This is a genomic window from Nocardia sp. NPDC087230 (assembly GCF_044744725.1).
In the GTDB taxonomy this organism is placed as follows: Bacteria; Actinomycetota; Actinomycetes; order Mycobacteriales; family Mycobacteriaceae; genus Nocardia; species Nocardia canadensis.
In genome coordinates, this window is record NZ_JBIUYV010000002.1 from 334,776 (window position 1) to 351,814 (window position 17,039).

The window sequence follows — 17,039 nt, forward strand, 5'->3', positions numbered from 1 at the left end:
GACCGGCACGGCGAATCATCCGCCGCGTCGGCGGATGTCGGCGGCTACGCCGGAACGGGGTGAAGTGCGGTACGACCTGCGGCAGGCGGACCGCGCAGTCCGATCCCGGGTCGCCGGAGCAGGTGCCGCGCGAGGGCGCGCTCGTCGGCGCGGGGCAGCGGACACGGTCGCGCGGACGGGGCAGGCGGACCATCCAACGCGAGGACCAGCCGTCGCACGCTCGTGATCGCCCGGCGCACCCCGACCTCGGCGGCGCGGATCGCGAGCGCGCCCACCGGGATCGCCACCAGGTGGGCGACCAGCATGGCGGCGGAGAAGGCGTGGTGATGCTGGGCGTGTCCCAGCGACAGCGCGGCGTGCCCGACGCCTTGGCCGACGGCCAGCACGGCCATCGTCGCCAGCGGCGTGTTCCCGCGCGGCAGGGCCGAGGTGATGACGCCGATCAGCGCGCAGGCTGCGAGCAGCAGGGCCACCGACGATCCGCCGGGAACCGAGCTCGCGCCACCGAGTCCGTGCGCCAGGACGGCGACCGCACCGGAGGCGGCACCCACCGCGGCGCCACGTAAGCGCGCGGTGTGATCCCTCGGTGAACGCACCCCGCCATGCTACGACCATCTGTCGTAGTGACCGGGCGCAGGGCCTATGACCAGCGTCTCATCGATGCGAAGCGAAAGATTTCGACCGACGGCTTGACCTCAATATTTGTTTAGGTTTGATGATGGTCTCACCACCGAATGAGGGAGAACGACATGACCACCACCACCGCCCCCGCCACCCGCACCCTGACCCTGCCCGCGCTGTCCCGCCCCGTCGCCGTGCTGGGCGGCGTCGTCGCCGCCGTCGCGCTCAACCTGATCGTGTGGGCGATCGGCGCCGCGGCGGGCGGTGACTTCACCATGACGAACGCGGGGAAGGTCTCCGATGTCGCCCCCGGCGGGGTGGTCCTGATGTCGTCCGTGCCGCTGCTGATCGGCCTGACGGTCGCGGTCGCGGTGTCCTACCTGTGGACCGGCGTGCTGCGGGTCGCCGCCGTCGTCGGGTCGCTGCTGTCGATCGCGACCATCGCGCTGACCGTCGACGCCGACTTCGACACCGCCTCCACCATCGCGCTGTCGGTGATGCACGTTGTGCTGGTGCCGGTGATCGTGGTCGCGCTGGAAGGTGTGCGCCGCGGCATCACCACCGGATAGTCCGAACATGACGAAGGGCCCCACCGGAAACCGGTGGGGCCCTTCGCCGTAAGTCCTAGACCGAGCGGCCGAACAGCAGCTTCCACGGCATCAGCGCCGACTCCAGCTGCACCTTCAGGCTCATCTTCGACGCGCCGAGGGTGCGCTCCTCGAACCGGATCGGCACCTCCGCGATCGTGTAACCCTTCTTGATCGCGCGGTAGTTCATCTCGACCTGGAAGGAGTAGCCGTTGCTGCGGATCGACGCCACGTCGATCGCGCGCAGGGTGTCGGCCTTCCACGCCTTGAAGCCGGCGGTCGCGTCCTTCACGCCGAGACGCAGGATCAGGTTCACGTAGAAGTTCGCCCAGGCCGACAGCGCCTTGCGGTACCACTTCCACTCCGCGGCGGTCGAGCCACCGGGGACGTAGCGCGAGCCCAGCACGACGCCGACATCGGCGGAGCTCAGCTTCTCCAGCATCGCCGGGATCACCTCGGCGGGGTGCGACAGGTCGGCGTCCATCTGGATCACCACGTCGGCACCCTCGTCGAGGGCCTGGGTGATGCCGGCGATGTAGGCGCGGCCGAGGCCGTCCTTCTCGGTGCGGTGCAGCACGCTCACCACGTTCGGCAGCTCGGCGGCCAGCTTGTCGGCCACCTCCCCCGTGCCGTCGGGTGAGTTGTCGTCCACCACCAGCACGTGCAGATCGGGAACCGGCAGTGCCGTCAGCCGCTCCACCGCCACCGGCAGATTTTCCCGCTCGTTGTAGGTCGGCACAACAACGGTAACCCTCAAGGGTCGCCCTCCCTGCTCACCTGGTTACGCTGCGCGACCCACCGAACGGGTGCGCGAGCATGTCATCGATTCGTTATGACCGTACTCGATCGACCTGACGCGAACCTGAGCGGCCGTGGCCGCGTCACCACAGCTGGCGGGCGTGGACCAGCGCGTCGACCACCAGGACCACGCCGAAAACGACGAACAACACCCGGACGACCGGCGGACCGTAGCGGGTGATCGCCCGCACCAGCACCCGGTAGACCCGGCGGGCGCGCGGAGTCGTGCGCAGGGCCAGCGCCAGCACCACCAGCGGCACCAGCAGCGCGATCGCGCAGTACGCGACCACGATCAGCGGCCACACCACCGGCAGCGGACGCTGCGCCGACACCATCGCCAGCGCCGCCAGGTACGGCACCGAGGTCGGCACCTTCGCCAGCCCCAGCGTGACCCCGACCACCCCCATCAACCACGGATACTTCCGCACCGGCCGTACCCAGCGCCCGCCGCTGCCCATCGTCGTGTCCATCGGCAACGCCGCCACCACGATCAGCACCACACCGATCAGCAGCTCACCCCAGTACCGCAGCAGCGGCGTCAGCTCGAAGTCGAACAGCCGGACCAGGAAATCGATCCCCAGCACCGTGGCGATCCCGAACGCCACCGACACCGCGAACACACCACCGAGAAAACTGAGCCCCCCGACCACCGGCGACCGCCGCGCCAACCGACTGTCCGCCACCACCGCCGTCGTGATCGCCACCAACAGCACATCCAACGCGTCGACCACCGCAAACCCGAGCAACGTGATCAGCAGGACACCCATGACCCCCGCGACCCTACTCGCCGGTCACGGTCGAGCCGACGACCGCCGACCTCGCGAAGCTGCGATCGAGGACGGCACGGGGCGAACAGGTGCCGAATCCACGACACCTCGACCGCATGCAGAAGTCGTTGCGGCGGGTGCAGCGGCAGATCGCACGCCGACAGGGCCCCGATCGGCGCGGTGGTCTAATGCCGTCCCGGCGCTGGACCAAGGCCCATGCGCGAGCCGACACACTGCATACCCGAGTCGCGAACCTGCGCCGCGATACACAGCAAAAGCTGACCACCCGTCTGGTTGCCGAGTTCGACACGATCGTCATAAGACATGTTCCGGATGCGGCGCGGCGAAAGCCAAGCTCGCCCTGTCCGAACGCAGCTACGTCTGCAAGGCCTGCGGTTACACCCTCGACCGGGACGTCAACGCCGCGAGAAACCTCGCCGCGCTAGCGGCCGACACCGTACAGTTGGTGCGGGAGCAGCCCGAAGGAACTCCTGTCGGACACGACCTCGTCGTGCAGGGAGACTGCCTCGGGAAGAGTCACTGACTCAACCTCGTCGTCGCAAGACGGCGAGTCGATGACCGGGACACATTGTCTGGCTTCATGGAACGGAAGACATCGTGGCGGAAATGTCATTCGACCCATCAGCGCTCGACGCGTATCAGCGCGCTGCTGCTCGGGTCGCGGATCTACTCGGAGAAGCGGCGACGAGCACGACGACGGCGGCGGGGGTGGACCTGTCGGGGCTCGGGGTGCTGGGGAAGGAATTCGCGGCCGCGTGGACGGCGGCCGCGGGGGCGCACGCGTCGACGTTGAGTACCGCGGGGAATCTGGTCAGCGCGTATCAGGACATCCTGAATCAGTACGGCGCCAACGTCACCGGGGTCGACAGCGGGCTGGCGGGCGACCTGGGCGCGATCGAGAGCGAGGTGGCGTGATGCGCGCGAAATCCCTGGTCACCGAGACCACACTGAGCACGATCACGCAGGAGGAGGCCGAGGCCAAGATCGCGCCGGTGGTCGCCCTGCTCGAGGTGCCGCTGCTGGAGCTGCGGAAATCGCTGGGCTCCAACACCTCCGCCGACCCCGATACCGACGTGGTCAACGCCCTGACCACGGCCAGCGCCGCGACCAGCGCCACCGAGGACCCGCACCGGCTCGGCCTGTACGCGCTGGAGTCGACCGATACTGCGGCGCCCGCCACCCCGGCCCTGCGCCAGACCGCCACCGAGGTGTCGGCGGCCGCCGACCGCGGCCAGAAGCTCAGCACCCTGCTCGGCCAGGCGCATTCGACCCAGTCGACCGCGGCGGCCAAGGTCGACGCGATCATCGCCGACTTCCGCGCCAAGGCGAAGGCCGCCGCACCCGCGGTGAACGGCAACAACCTGGACGCGATCGTCGCGCTGGCGGAGGAGGCGATCCAGGAGGCCGTCACCGTCGTCGGGACCGCGAGCACCGAGATGGACGAGCACACCCGCAACACCAAGGAGCTGACCTCCGATCTCGGCGGCACCAACGGGGTCACCGTGCCGCCGGGCGCGGTCGAGGTGTCGCCGGGCGTCTACGTTCTCGGCACCGGCGGCACGTCGACGAACACCATCGATACCGACACGACCACGACCACCACCGATCCGGCGACGGCGGCGCAGATCGCGCTGCAGGAGGCGCTGATCGACGGTGGCGTCTCGCTGGGCACCGCGGCGATCGACGCGGGCGTCACCTTCGGCACGCATCTGATCGACAAGATCGCCGAGGTCGCGATGCACGGCATCGACAAGGGCGCCGAACTGGCGACCACCGGGATCGACACCCTCGCCGCGAATGTCACCGGCACGGGCACCGAGGGCACGGCGACCACGCCGGCCACGACGACACCGACGCCGACCAGCCCGTCCACCAACGGCGGCGGGAACTCCGGCGGCCTGTTCGCCGGACTCGGCAACGGCGACACCACCACCAAACCGGAGACCTCCGGCGGCAACGGCACCGCGACCAAGCCCGCGCCCGCGGCGCCGACGACACCGGCGCCCACGGTGCAGGCGCCGGTCGTCGAGCAGCCCCAGCAGCAGGCCCCCGCCGCGCCCGCACCCGCGCAGCAGCAGCCGAGCCAGACCGGGGTGATTCCGCCGACGAGCCGTCCGCAACAGGATCAGGAGAGCGAGCGCCCGTCGGCCGCGCCCAAGCACGGGCAGCCGGGAGTCGTCCCGGCTACGGCGTAAGGGCGCCGGATGGACAACCCGTTCGGGGCCTATTTCGCCTCGCCCGCCGATCCGGCGCGCCGTCGTCCGCAGGGCAAACGGCGACGCCGGCGGCGGCGTGAGGCCGAGCCGCAGACCATCGGCACCAATCCGGAGACCTGGCCGCCACCGGAGCCGGAACACTACGACGACGTTCCCGGCGCGCTCACCACCGCGCCGACCGAGCCGATCTATCGCACCGCCGCCGAGGAGGACGGGTTCACCGGCGACTGGAACGACTGGAACGACGAGGCGCCCGTCGAGGAACCGCCGCGCCGGACCGACGACGTCGACTGGAACGACTGGGCCACCGCCACCGCGACCGAGCAGAGCGGTGATCGGGTCGAGATGCCGGTGCTGCCGCGGCTCAAGGACTTCGGTGGTGGCGGCCCGATCGCGCGCAGGCCACGCAAGAAGTACGACGACGAACGCTACGACGATCCGCACGGCCGGGCGAAGGCCGCCGCCGCGGTGAAGGGCATCGTCGGCGCGCTGATCTTCGTGGTGGTGCTCGGTCTGGCGGCGAACATCTTCCTCGGCTCGGGCGACAAACCGGTCGCGGCGAAACAGGCCTCCGTCTCCGGTTCACCGACCACGGGATCCACCGCGACCACCGTCGCCCCGCTGCCCGCGCACGCGGTGGCGGGCTGTGAGTCCTTCCGCAGCCAGTCCATCACGATCAGCGCCGAACGCGGCGACACCGCCACCCCGCAGGGCGCCATCCTCGGCTTCGAATACAGCTACTACGTCGACCGCGATGCCGCGAAGGCCCGCACCTACGTCACCGACGACGCTCACGTGGGCGACGAATCAGCCCTGGCCGCAGGCATTTCCACCTTCCCCACCGGCGTCAAGTACTGCATCCACATCACCCGCGCCGACTCCACCGACCCCACCGTCTGGAACGTCACCGTCCAGCAGCAGTGGCCCGGCGACACCGCCATCGAGAAGATCCAGCAGACCATGCGCACCGCCGAAGTGGCCCCCGGCCGCTACCGCATCACCAGCATCGACCACCGCCGCTGACCTCGCCCCGAACGCAGAAATCCCCGCACCGATGCTCGATGCGGGGATTTTCTTGCGACCCTGACGGGACTCGAACCCGCGACCTCCGCCGTGACAGGGCGGCGCGCTAACCAACTGCGCCACAGGGCCGTGATGTATCGCTACATCGCGGGTGGACTGTACCCGGTGGAACGGTGTGGGCGGTAATCACGCAGGTGGGGCCCGCGAGGAAGCGTTGACATTGACGTCAATGTCAACGACACTCGGGCGGTGACCACGAGTGCGGCGCAGGAGCGGGCCCGGTCGGCCCGCAAGGACAGTGGTGGGCCGCGGCGGGGCGAATTGCTCGACGCGGCGGCGGGGTGTTTCGCCGAGCTCGGGTACGACCAGACCTCGGTGGAAACGATCACCACGCGGGCGCGGGTCTCGCGGGCGACGTTCTACGCGTACTTCTCCTCCAAAGACGAGGTGTTCCAGGCGATCACCGAGCGGGTGTGCGCGCGGTTCCTGGACGCGCAGCTGGTGGTCGACGTCGAGGTCACCGCGCCTGCGGAGGTCATCGCCGCCACCACGCGGGCGTTCGCGGAGGCGGTGTTCGCCAACGGCGCCCTGGGGACCTTGATCGAGCATCGCGCCGACGTGGACCCGGCGATCGGCGCGCAGTGGACCCGGATGCGGGAACGCCTGCGGCAGCGGTTCATCGCCTTTCTCGAACGCGTCGACGCCGAGGGCGCGATCGACCCGTGCGCGCCGCTGCCGCGCATCGTCGAAACCCTGTCCGACGCACTGCTCATCGGCGCCGCCCGCGTACGCGCCGACGAGCGCGCCCAGTTCGTCACCGACCACATCGCCATCGCCCACCGGCTGATCGGCTTCACCGAGCAACCCCACCGAGCTCCCTGACCGGCACGGTCGACGACATCGAGGACGCCCATGACCCTGTTGATCGCCAATCGCGGCGAGATCGCCCTGCGCATCATCCGCACCGCCACCGAACTCGGCCTGCGCACCGTGGCGGTCTACGCCGAGGACGACGCCGCCACTCCCCCTGTGCACGCGGCCGACGAGGCGATCTGCCTGACCGGCGCCGGACCCGCACCGTATCTCGACCATGTCGCGATCCTGGCCGCCGCCAAGGAATCCGGCGCCGAGCTCATCCACCCCGGCTACGGCTTCCTGAGCGAGAACGCCGAGTTCGCCAGGGCCTGCGCGGCGGCGGGCCACACCTTCGTCGGCCCCGACCCCGCCGTCCTTGACCTGTTCGGCGACAAGTCCGCGGCCCGCCGGAGCGCCGACGCCGCCGGCGTCCCCGTGCTGCCCGCCACCGCGGGCGCGAGCACGCTCGCCGAGGTCGGCGCGTTCTTCGCGGCCCAATCCGGCCCGATCATGATCAAGGCACTGGCCGGTGGCGGTGGGCGCGGCATGCGCGTGGTGCGCACCGCCGCCGAGCTCGACGACGCCTACCGGCAGTGCGCCGCCGAGGCGGAGCTCGGCTTCGGCGATCCGGCGGTGTTCGCCGAGGCGCTGATGACCGACGCCCGGCACATCGAGGTGCAGGTCGTCGCCGCGTCGGCCGGCGACGGCACCACCGCGCTCGCGCTCGGCGACCGGGATTGCAGTGTGCAGCGCAGGCATCAGAAGCTGATCGAAATCGCTCCGGCGCAGGGGCTTCCGGACGAGCTGCGCCGTGGCCTGCACGAGGCGGCGGCCCGGCTGTGCGCGCGGGTCGGCTATCGCGGCCTGGCCACCGTCGAATTCCTGGTCGCCGGTGACCGTTTCGTCTTCCTGGAGGTCAATCCGCGCATCCAGGTGGAGCACACCGTCACCGAGGAGGTGACCGGGGTCGACCTGGTCGCGGTCCAGCTCGACATCGCCCGGGGCGCGACCTTCGACGCGCTGGGCCTGCCGAGCGGAATCGTCTCGGACGGAACCCGAGCCGAAGGGGAACCGGCCGCCGCCGACGGCATCGCCATTCAGGCCAGGGTGAACATGGAGACCATGGCGGCCGATGGATCGGCGGTGCCGACGGCGGGCACGCTGACCGCCTTCGCCCCGCCCACCGGTCCGGGCGTGCGCGTCGACACCTTCGGCCGACCGGGCCTCACCCCGAGCCCGCGCTACGACTCGCTGCTGGCCAAGGTCATCACCCGCACCAGGGGGAACTCCTTCCCCGCCGCCGCGCGCAAGGCGGCGACCGCACTGGCCGAATTCACCGTCGACGGCCTCCGCACCAACAGCGGCTTCCTGCGGGAAGTGCTCACCGACCGCCGATTCCAGACCGGCACCGTCACGACCTCCTATCTCGGCGAGCACCTGGCCACGCTGGTCGCGGCGGCCGAGGCCGGGCAGCCGGAGCTCGCGGTCGCGGCGGTCGAGCTGTATCCGGGGCAGGAGGCGGTGCGGGCGCAGCTGGCGGGCACCGTGGTCGAGGTGACCGGCGAGGATGTCGAGATCGCGGCGGGCGGACAGCTCGTCGTGCTCGAGGCGATGAAGATGCAGCACGTGCTCGCCGCACCGGCCGCCGCGCGCACGGTCCGGGTGCTGGTCCGCCCGGGCCAGGTCGTCGCGCCCGGCGATCCGCTGGTGATCATCGCCCCCACCGGTGCCGACGCCACCGGCGCCGCGCAGGCGGAGCTCGACCCGGCGCGCGCCCGGGCCGACGTCGACGAGATCCGCGCGCGCCACCGCGTCACACTGGACGAAGCTCGCCCGGACGTGGTGGCGAAGCGACACCGGCTCGGCCGCCGCACGGCCAGGGAGAACATCGCCGACCTGGTCGACCCGGGCAGCTTCGTCGAGTACGGCGCGCTGGCCGTCGCCGCGCAGCGCAGCAGGCGCTCCGAGCAGGACCTGATCGCCAACACCCCCGCCGACGGCCTGGTCACCGGGTTGGCCACCATCGGCGCGGACCGCTTCGGCACTGCGGCCGCCGAGGCCGTGGTGGTCTCCTACGACTACACCGTGCTCGCGGGCACCCAGGGCAAGAACAATCACGCCAAGACCGACCGCGCCTTCGAGCTGGCCGCCCGCAAGCGGGTGCCGGTGGTGCTGTTCGCCGAGGGTGGTGGCGGCAGGCCCGGCGACACCGACGTGACCGGCATGGGTCTGGACGTGCCGACCTTCCGCGCGCTCGCCGCGCTGCGCGGGCGGGTGCCGCTGGTGACGATCGTGTCGGGCCGCTGCTTCGCCGGCAATGCCGCGCTGGCCGGGGTCTGTGATGTCATCATCGCGACGCCGGACGCCAATCTGGGCATGGGCGGCCCGGCGATGATCGAGGGCGGCGGGCTCGGCGTGTACCGGCCCGAGGACATCGGGCCGATCGAGGTGCAGCGGCGCAACGGTGTCGTGCACCTGGTGGCCCGCGACGAGGCGCACGCGGTCGCGCTGGCCAAGCAGTACCTCGGCTACTTCCAGGGCCCGGTCGAGGACTTCGAGGCGCCCGATCCGCGCCTGGCCCGGCATGTGGTGCCGGAGAATCGCCTGCGCGCCTATGACATCCACCGCGCGATCGAGGCGATCGCCGATCTCGGCTCGATCCTGGAACTGCGGCCCGACTACGGAGTCGGCGTCGTCACCGCGCTGGTCCGGGTCGACGGCGTGCCGTTCGGCCTGGTGGCCAACAGCAGTCATCATCTCGGCGGCGCCATCGACGCCGAGGCCGCCGACAAGATGGGCGACTTCCTGGGATTGTGCGAGTCGTTCGGGTTGCCGATCGTCTCCCTGTGCGACACACCGGGATTCATGGTCGGCCCGGACGCGGAGCGGACCGCGACGGTGCGCCGGTTCAGCGATCTGTTCGTGCTCGGCGCCCGGCTGACCGTCCCCTTCGGCACCATCATCCTGCGCAAGGGCTACGGTCTGGGCGCGATGGCGATGGCGGCCGGGCACTTCCGCGCGCCGAACTTCACCGTCGCCTGGCCGACCGGCGAGATCGGGCCGATGGGGCTCGAGGGCGCGGTGCGTCTGGGCTTCCGCAAGGAGCTGGCCGCCGTCGCGGATCCGGCCGAGCGCGAGACGCTGTTCGGGCAGCTGCTCGCCCTGGCCTATCAGCAGGGCAAGGCGCTCACCGCGGCGACCGGGTTCGAACTCGACGACGTGATCGACCCCGCCGACACCCGTGCCTGGATCACCACGCTGGTCCGGAATCGGCCGTGAGGTAGCCCCGGCACCGCCCGGCCGGGCGGTCGCACACCCATAAACTTGAAGTTGACGTCAACTTCTAATAGGTTCGCTGACAAGTCACCGCCGACCATCGGGAGCACCCCATGTCGCTGTTCGATCTCTCCGAGCGCGCCGAGAAATACCGCGCGGACCTGCTCGTTTTCATGGACGAGCACGTCTACCCCGCCGAAGCCGTCTACGACGAGCAGATGCGGGAGTCCGGCGACCCGCACTTCCAGCCACCGATCCTCGAGGAGCTCAAGGCCGAGGCCAAGCGGCGCGGTCTGTGGAATCTCTTCCATCCGCATCCCGGTCGCGGCCCCGGCCTGACCAACCTCGAGTACGCGCCGCTCGCCGAGATCATGGGCCGCAGCCATCTCGCCTCGGAGGCCTGCAACTGCAACGCCCCCGACACCGGGAACATGGAGGTGCTCGAGCTGTTCGGCACCGAGGAGCACAAGAAGAAGTACCTCGAACCGCTGCTCGACGGCACCATGGCCTCCGCGTTCGCGATGACCGAACCCGGCGTGGCCAGCTCCGACGCCACCAATGTGGAACTGTCGATGGTGCGCGACGGCGAGGAGTACGTCCTCAACGGCCGCAAGTGGTTCGCCACCAACGCTTTGCACCGCAACTGCAAGGTGCTGATCGTGATGGGCAAGACCGATCCGACCGCCGCGCCGCACCGACAGCAGTCGATGATGGTCGTCCCGATCGACGCGCCGGGCGTCACGATCGTGCGCGGTTTGCCGGTGTTCGGCTACCAGGAGCGCGAGGGCCACGCCGAGATCGATTTCACCGATGTCCGCGTGCCGGTGGCCGACGTACTGAAGGGTGAGGGCGAGGGCTTCGCGATCAGTCAGGCCCGGCTCGGGCCCGGCCGCATCCACCACTGCATGCGCAGCATCGGCATGGCCGAGCGCGCGCTGGAGATGATGTGCAAGCGGGCGCAGTCACGCGTCACCTTCGGCAAGCCGATCGCCGAGAACGCCAATATCCAGGACTGGATCGCCGAGTCGCGCATCGAGATCGAGATGATCCGGCTGCTCACGCTCAAGGCCGCGCACCTGATGGACACCGTCGGCAACAAGGAAGCCCGCACCGAGATCGCCGCCATCAAGGTGGCCGCGCCGACCATCGCGCTGAAGGTCCTCGACCGCGCGATCCAGGTGCACGGCGCCGGTGGCGTCACCGACGACTTCCCCCTCGCGATGGCCTGGGCCCAGCTGCGCACCCTGCGCCTGGCCGACGGCCCCGACGAGGTGCACAAGCGCGCCATCGCGCGCCAGGAACTGAGCAAGTACCGCAGCAAGGAGAGCAACTGATGACCGGACTCGACCTGACCGGGCGCACCGCCATCGTCACCGGCGCCTCGCGCGGCATCGGGCTGGCGATCGCCCGGTCCATCGCCGCGGCGGGCGGGACCGTCGTGCTGACCGCGCGCACCCAGGAAGCCGCCGACGCGGCCGCCGCGCAGGTGGACGGCACCGCCCTCGGTGTCGCCGCGCACGCCACGGACGAGGAAGCGGCTCGCCGGTGCGTCGAGCTGACCGTGGAGCGCTTCGGCAGCGTCGACATCCTGGTCAACAACGCGGGCACCAACCCCGCCTTCGGCCCGGTGACCGGCCAGGACCACGGGCGGTTCGCCAAGACCTTCGACGTGAACGTGTGGGCACCGATCCTGTGGACCTCGCTGGTCACCGCGGCCTGGATGGGCGAGCACGGCGGCGCCGTCGTGAACACGACGTCGATCGGCGGGCTGACCATGGAGCCCGACATCGGCCTGTACAACGCGTCCAAGGCCGCGCTGATCCATCTGACCAAGCAGATGGCGCTGGAGCTGTCGCCGAAGGTGCGCGTCAACGCGATCGCGCCGGGCGTCGTCCGCACCAAGCTGGCCGAGGCCCTGTGGAAGAACCATGAGGAGTCGGTCGCCGGCGCCACCGCGCTGGACCGGATCGGCGAGCCCGAGGACATCGGCGCCGCCGTGGCGTTCCTCGTCTCCGACGCCGCGAGCTGGATCACCGGCGAGGTCATGGTGATCGACGGCGGGCAGCGGCTCGGCGACGCGCCGCTGTTCCGGAGCGGAGCATCGCTCGGTGTCTGACACACGTGACGTCGTCGGGATCGACCCGGCCGTGGTGACCAGCTGGTTCGGCACGCTCGGCATCGAGTGCGCCGCACCGCTGCGCTTCGACCGGATCGGGCTCGGCCAATCGAACCTGACCTACCTGGTCACCGATGCCGAAGACCGGCGGTGGGTATTGCGCAGGCCGCCGCTCGGCACGTTGCTGGCCTCGGCCCACGATGTGGTGCGGGAAGCGCGGATCATCGCCGCGCTCGAGTCCACCGAGGTGCCGGTGCCGCGGATCTTCGGGGTGCTCGCCGATCCGGACGTGGTCGACGCGCCGCTGGTGCTGATGGAGTACGTCGACGGGCAGGTGGTCGACACCATGCCGATCGCGGAATCGCTCACGCCGCAGCGCCGCCGGGCCATCGCGGAATCGCTGCCGCGCACGCTCGCGCGCATCCACGCGGTCGACCCGGCCGCCGTCGGCCTGGCCGACCTCGCCGCGCACACCCCGTACGCGCCGCGTCAGCTCAAGCGCTGGAGCGGTCAGCTGGAACGGTCCAAGACCAGGGACCTGCCCGAGCTCGACGACCTCACCCGCCGCCTCGCCGCCGCGGTACCGGAGCAGACCGAAGTGTGTCTCGTGCACGGCGATTTCCATCTCCGCAACGTCATCACCTCGCGCGAGACCGGCGCCGTGACGGCCGCGCTTGACTGGGAACTGTCCACCCTCGGCGACCCGCTGGCCGATATGGGCAGCATGCTCGCCTACTGGGCGGAGCCGGGCGAGCTGATCGGCGGCGACTTTCCCGCGTCCGCACTCGACGGCTTCCCGAACCGCGCGGAGATGTCGCGGATGTACCTCGAGCTGACCGGCCGCGACCCGGCCGCGCTGCGGTACTGGCAGGTCCTGGGCCTGTGGAAGCTCGCGATCATCGCCGAGGGCGTGCTGCGCCGGGCACAGGACACCCCCGCGAACAAGGCGGCGGCGGGCACGCCGACCGTCGAACGCATCGATGCCGTGGTGCGGCTGGCCCGCGACGTCGCCGACGACGCCGGAATCTGACAGGAGATCATCATGAAGGCTTGGCAGGTGCGCGAACTCGGCGAACCGCGCGAGGTGCTGCGGCTCGACGACGTCGACGACCCCGTCGCGGGCCCCGGCCAGGTGCTGGTGCGGGTGCTGGCCGCCCCGGCCAACTTCCCGGACGTGCTGCTGTGCCGAGGGCAGTATCAGATCAAGCCGCCGCTGCCGTTCACGCCCGGTGTGGAGCTGTGCGGCACGGTGGTGGCGGTGGGCGCCGATGTCACCCGGTGCGCGGTCGGCGATCGGGTCGTCGGCACCACGACGCTGCCCGGCGGCGCGTTCGCCGAACTGGCGGTCCTGGACGCGGACAACGTCTTTCCCGCACCGGCGGCGCTCGACGACGCCGAGGCGGCCGCGCTGTCCATCGGCTACCAGACGAGCTGGTTCGCGCTGCACCGGCGCACCCAGCTGATGGCGGGCGAGACGCTGCTGGTGCACGCGGCCGCGGGCGGCGTCGGCAGCACCGCCGTGCAGCTGGGCAAGGCCGCGGGCGCGACGGTGATCGGCGTGGTGGGCGGGCCGGACAAGGCCGAGTACTGCCGCCGCCTCGGCGCCGACCTCGTCATCGATCGGCACACCGAGGACTTCGTGCCGATCGTGAAGGAGTTCACCGGCGGGCGCGGCGCGGACGTGATCTACGACCCGGTCGGCGGCGACGCCTACGCCAAGTCGACCAAATGCGTCGCCTTCGAGGGCCGCATCCTGGTGATCGGCTTCGCCGGCGGCACCATCCCGCAGCCCGCGCTCAACCACGCGCTGATCAAGAACTACTCGATCATCGGTCTGCACTGGGGCCTGTACAAGCAGTACAACCAGCAGGCGATCGCGGACTGCCACGCCGAACTGACCCGGCTGGCCGCCGAGGGACAGCTGAAACCGCTGATCAGCGAGCGGCTTTCGCTGGCCGAGGTGCCCGATGGCCTCGGCAGGCTCGGCGACGGCAGCACGGTCGGTCGCGTCGTCTTCCAGCCCTGAGCGCTATAAATACTGCATGGACGACACCGACAGCGAAGGCGCGCTGCCCTCGATGGCGCGCACTTCGCTGCTGCGTGAACTACCCGCCACCCCGCGCGGTCTGCGGACGCGGGCGGCCCTGATCGACGCGGGCCGCAAGGTCTTCGAGCGGCTGGGTTATCTCGACACCCGGCTGGTCGACATCACCCAGGAAGCCAACTGCTCCTCGGGCACCTTCTACACCTATTTCGCCGGCAAGGAAGAGATCTTCGCGGCGATCCTGGAGCACGCCCAGGAGGACATGCTGCATCCCGGTTTGCAGCATGTGGCCGGTGACGACGACCCGGCCTCCATCGTCGAGGCGAGCAACCGCGCCTACTTCGAGGCCTACCGGCGCAATGCCAAGCTGATGGGCCTGCTCGAACAGGTCGCCACGATCGATCCCGAGTTCAGCAAGCTGCGCCAGAACCGCGCCGACGCCTTCATCCAGCGCAACGCCCGCAGCATCGCCGACCTGCAGCAGCGCGGCCTGGCCGACCCGGATCTCGACCCGATGCTCACCTCCCGCGCCCTCTCGGGCATGGTCAGCCGCCTGGCCTTCAACTACTTCGTCGTCGCCGACGGCCACCTCGACGGCGAACCCCGCCCCCTGGAAGACATCGTCTACACCGTCACCCGCCTCTGGGTGAACGCCCTGCGCATGCCCACCCGCTGACGAGAAAATCCCCTCGACCAGGAACTGGTGAGGGGATTTCGTGGTGGCCAGGGCCGGGATCGAACCGGCGACCTTCCGCTTTTCAGGCGGACGCTCGTACCAACTGAGCTACCTGGCCGCAGGCACCCGTACTGAATGCCATACGCGAAGCGCCGGATCACTCCGGCGCTTACTTGCGACCCTGACGGGACTCGAACCCGCGACCTCCGCCGTGACAGGGCGGCGCGCTAACCAACTGCGCCACAGGGCCTTGCTGTACTACACAGTCCGAAGACTGTACCCCCTACGGGATTCGAACCCGCGCTACCGCCTTGAAAGGGCGGCGTCCTAGGCCGCTAGACGAAGGGGGCTCGTCCCGGATCTCTCCGGACCGGCTTTCAACGTTTCCGTTGGGAGCTCGCATAGCTTATGACAGGTGTGCGCAGACTTCCAAATCGGCTGGTCAGGCGCCCAAACCGAGGTCGTCCAGGCGCGCCTGAGAACGCCACCCGTCGCTGCGGAAGTTCTGGATCCACACCGGGGTCGCCATCGCCTCCACGATAACCTCCAGCACCTCGGCGAACCGGGCGCGCAGGTCGGCGGCCGACCCGTTGGCGATCGGGTCGACCAGATAGCGCTGGCCGGCCAGGGCCGCGGAGAGGGTGCGGGTGAAGCGATCAGGGTCGGCGTCGGCGCGCAGCTGCCCGTCGTCGATCGCGCGCACCGCCAGCACCCGGGTGGCCCGGCCGACGATGCGGCCGCCACCGTTGCCCGCGTCGCGGTGGAACTCGGGCTCGATCACGAGCCGGTACTCGGCCTGCACGATGGTGTCGTGCTCGAGCCGCAGCGCGATCTCGTCGACCATCCCGTGCAGGACGTCGAGCGGCCCCAGATCGGCGCGGGCCAGCCAGCGCTCCGCACAGATGCGGTAGCGCTCGACCGCGGTCTCCAGGACCGCGCGCGCCAGATCCTCCTTGGAGTCGAAGTGGAAGTACATCGCGCCCTTGGTCGCGCGCGAACCCTCCAGAATGCGGTTGAGGGATGCCGCGGCATATCCACTCTTCCCGAACTCGACGGCCGCGGACTTGATTATCGCCGCGCGTGTCCGGCGCGCCCGCTCTTGCTGCCGTGCCATGCTCGAAACGCCTCCGAACCTTCTCGTCGCTAACGATCAATAACCAACCGATAGCGCGAATTGTGGTTTTATTACATACTTTCGGTATGAAATCTCGCAGAAAAGCCGGTACCCCTCCGGCTGGTATAGTTCGCCTGCCCGAGTGCGCCGCAGGGGGTGCACACTCGGGCCCAACTACCTGTGAGAACCGCCTCCTCCTGCGGTAACGACTGCCCCTTTGCCGAAGATTCGCGCGCCCACCGCGTGTGCCCCGACACTTCGAACCCTCGATGAATTCCGCGACACCGCACCCAGCACCGGGCCGTCGGATAACGCAGCACCCGTGATTGTTCCGAAATTCACCAGGCGATCACCGTACCCGCATTCCGCAGCCGACACGCGGCAAATGGAACACCCATCCGAACATCCGGTTCGGTTATCCAGTCCAGCAAACGAGGCGCAACCGAATTGGTTTCGTAAGCTACGAATTCCATAGGCGCACAGCCCGGTTGACCCGGCCCACCACCCGCGCGCGAACCCCCTGCTGTTCGCCCGCCGGTCGCGAGACCCGCGCCCACACCGGACCACCTCATCGGCCACGAAACCCCTGCTCATCGAAAACTGTTGCGATACAACAGTATTCGATACCATGCCGACACCGGAAGCGCGAACGGTGATGGGTACCAGTTGTTTACCACGAATCGTCGGACTCCGACGGTTCGTTACCGGCGCCCACCAGCGCCGACCCCGGGCCGCGACGGGGCCGGGGACCGGTATTCGGCCCGACGGCACGGTGTCGGTTAGACTCCCCACCGCGCCCCTTTAGCTCAGTTGGTAGAGCTGGTGACTTTTAATCACTAGGTCGTAGGTTCGAGTCCTACAGGGGGCACCATGGTTTTTCCTGGTTGACCTGCGGGGATAGGCACTGCGAGCCATCGATGCCGCC

15 protein-coding genes, 5 tRNA genes and 2 pseudogenes are annotated in these 17,039 nt (G+C 69.8%); 14 read left to right on the forward strand and 8 right to left on the reverse strand.

What is annotated here, in order from left to right; translation table 11 throughout:
• Window positions 1-44: 44 nt before the first annotated feature.
• On the reverse strand, window positions 45-596 hold the full coding sequence (locus ACIO52_RS07715) for a hypothetical protein (RefSeq protein ID WP_402642515.1): 552 nt from the start codon (window positions 594-596) through the stop codon (window positions 45-47).
• Between the two features lie 153 nt (window positions 597-749).
• Here ACIO52_RS07715 and ACIO52_RS07720 point away from each other — a divergent pair, with 153 nt between their 5' ends.
• Window positions 750-1,190 carry a DUF6069 family protein gene (locus ACIO52_RS07720; protein WP_218717522.1) on the forward strand — a complete coding sequence of 147 codons (441 nt, stop codon included), beginning with the start codon at window positions 750-752 and terminating at the stop codon, window positions 1,188-1,190.
• 55 nt (window positions 1,191-1,245) lie between these two features.
• Here the strand turns inward: ACIO52_RS07720 and ACIO52_RS07725 are convergent, their stop codons facing one another.
• Both ACIO52_RS07725 and ACIO52_RS07730 read right to left on the reverse strand, forming a co-directional pair.
• Window positions 1,246-1,965, reverse strand: a complete 720-nt coding sequence (locus ACIO52_RS07725) for a polyprenol monophosphomannose synthase (protein WP_255587442.1) — start codon at window positions 1,963-1,965, stop codon at window positions 1,246-1,248.
• A gap of 124 nt (window positions 1,966-2,089) precedes the next feature.
• Window positions 2,090-2,773 carry a GAP family protein gene (locus ACIO52_RS07730; protein ID WP_218717523.1) on the reverse strand — a complete coding sequence of 228 codons (684 nt, stop codon included), beginning with the start codon at window positions 2,771-2,773 and terminating at the stop codon, window positions 2,090-2,092.
• Between the two features lie 89 nt (window positions 2,774-2,862).
• Between ACIO52_RS07730 and ACIO52_RS07735 the strand changes: the two are divergent.
• From ACIO52_RS07735 to ACIO52_RS07755, 5 genes and pseudogenes are all read left to right on the forward strand, one after another.
• Window positions 2,863-3,090, forward strand: a pseudogene (locus ACIO52_RS07735) (transposase); the annotation flags it as partial.
• 14 nt (window positions 3,091-3,104) lie between these two features.
• Window positions 3,105-3,317, forward strand: a pseudogene (locus ACIO52_RS07740) (zinc ribbon domain-containing protein); the annotation flags it as partial.
• An 83-nt stretch (window positions 3,318-3,400) separates the two neighbouring features.
• Window positions 3,401-3,709, forward strand: a complete 309-nt coding sequence (locus ACIO52_RS07745; protein ID WP_218717525.1) for a hypothetical protein — start codon at window positions 3,401-3,403, stop codon at window positions 3,707-3,709.
• Entirely contained in the window at window positions 3,709-4,989 is a 1,281-nt protein-coding gene (locus ACIO52_RS07750) for a hypothetical protein (protein ID WP_218717526.1), read from the forward strand. The genes ACIO52_RS07745 and ACIO52_RS07750 overlap by 1 nt, the downstream gene beginning before the upstream one ends.
• A 9-nt stretch (window positions 4,990-4,998) precedes the next feature.
• Entirely contained in the window at window positions 4,999-6,033 is a 1,035-nt protein-coding gene (locus ACIO52_RS07755) for a hypothetical protein (RefSeq protein ID WP_316573448.1), read from the forward strand.
• Between the two features lie 55 nt (window positions 6,034-6,088).
• Here the strand turns inward: ACIO52_RS07755 and ACIO52_RS07760 are convergent.
• Window positions 6,089-6,162: transfer RNA gene (locus ACIO52_RS07760), tRNA-Asp, on the reverse strand.
• Window positions 6,163-6,282: 120 nt separating this feature from the next.
• Between ACIO52_RS07760 and ACIO52_RS07765 the strand changes: the two genes are divergently transcribed.
• The 7 genes from ACIO52_RS07765 (at window position 6,283) to ACIO52_RS07795 (ending at window position 15,000) form a co-directional block, all read left to right on the forward strand.
• Window positions 6,283-6,915, forward strand: coding sequence for a TetR/AcrR family transcriptional regulator (locus ACIO52_RS07765; protein ID WP_218717528.1), 633 nt, complete (start codon window positions 6,283-6,285; stop codon window positions 6,913-6,915).
• Between the two features lie 30 nt (window positions 6,916-6,945).
• Window positions 6,946-10,167 carry a carboxyl transferase domain-containing protein gene (locus tag ACIO52_RS07770; protein WP_402642523.1) on the forward strand — a complete coding sequence of 1,074 codons (3,222 nt, stop codon included), beginning with the start codon at window positions 6,946-6,948 and terminating at the stop codon, window positions 10,165-10,167.
• 110 nt (window positions 10,168-10,277) lie between these two features.
• On the forward strand, window positions 10,278-11,498 hold the full coding sequence (locus tag ACIO52_RS07775; RefSeq protein WP_218717530.1) for an acyl-CoA dehydrogenase family protein: 1,221 nt from the start codon (window positions 10,278-10,280) through the stop codon (window positions 11,496-11,498).
• Window positions 11,498-12,280 (forward strand): SDR family oxidoreductase, encoded by a 783-nt coding sequence (locus ACIO52_RS07780; RefSeq protein ID WP_316573445.1) that lies wholly within the window; start codon window positions 11,498-11,500, stop codon window positions 12,278-12,280. Before ACIO52_RS07775 ends, ACIO52_RS07780 begins: the two co-directional genes overlap by 1 nt.
• Window positions 12,273-13,310, forward strand: a complete 1,038-nt coding sequence (locus tag ACIO52_RS07785; protein WP_316573444.1) for a phosphotransferase family protein — start codon at window positions 12,273-12,275, stop codon at window positions 13,308-13,310. Before ACIO52_RS07780 ends, ACIO52_RS07785 begins: the two co-directional genes overlap by 8 nt.
• Window positions 13,311-13,322: 12 nt before the next feature.
• The gene (locus ACIO52_RS07790) at window positions 13,323-14,306 is read left to right on the forward strand and encodes an NADPH:quinone oxidoreductase family protein (RefSeq protein ID WP_218717532.1); all 984 of its coding nucleotides are present in this window, start codon (window positions 13,323-13,325) and stop codon (window positions 14,304-14,306) included.
• A gap of 16 nt (window positions 14,307-14,322) precedes the next feature.
• Window positions 14,323-15,000 carry a TetR/AcrR family transcriptional regulator gene (locus ACIO52_RS07795; protein ID WP_316573443.1) on the forward strand — a complete coding sequence of 226 codons (678 nt, stop codon included), beginning with the start codon at window positions 14,323-14,325 and terminating at the stop codon, window positions 14,998-15,000.
• 41 nt (window positions 15,001-15,041) lie between these two features.
• Here the strand turns inward: ACIO52_RS07795 and ACIO52_RS07800 are convergent.
• The 4 genes from ACIO52_RS07800 to ACIO52_RS07815 all read right to left on the reverse strand — a co-directional run bounded on the left by ACIO52_RS07800 (window position 15,042) and on the right by ACIO52_RS07815 (window position 16,114).
• Window positions 15,042-15,118, reverse strand: a tRNA-Phe gene (locus ACIO52_RS07800).
• 58 nt (window positions 15,119-15,176) lie between these two features.
• Window positions 15,177-15,250 (reverse strand) — tRNA-Asp (locus tag ACIO52_RS07805).
• 27 nt (window positions 15,251-15,277) lie between these two features.
• Window positions 15,278-15,350: transfer RNA gene (locus ACIO52_RS07810), tRNA-Glu, on the reverse strand.
• A gap of 92 nt (window positions 15,351-15,442) precedes the next feature.
• Window positions 15,443-16,114, reverse strand: coding sequence for a TetR family transcriptional regulator (locus ACIO52_RS07815; protein WP_218717534.1), 672 nt, complete (start codon window positions 16,112-16,114; stop codon window positions 15,443-15,445).
• 795 nt (window positions 16,115-16,909) lie between these two features.
• Here ACIO52_RS07815 and ACIO52_RS07820 point away from each other — a divergent pair.
• Window positions 16,910-16,985: transfer RNA gene (locus tag ACIO52_RS07820), tRNA-Lys, on the forward strand.
• Window positions 16,986-17,039 lie beyond the last annotated feature (54 nt).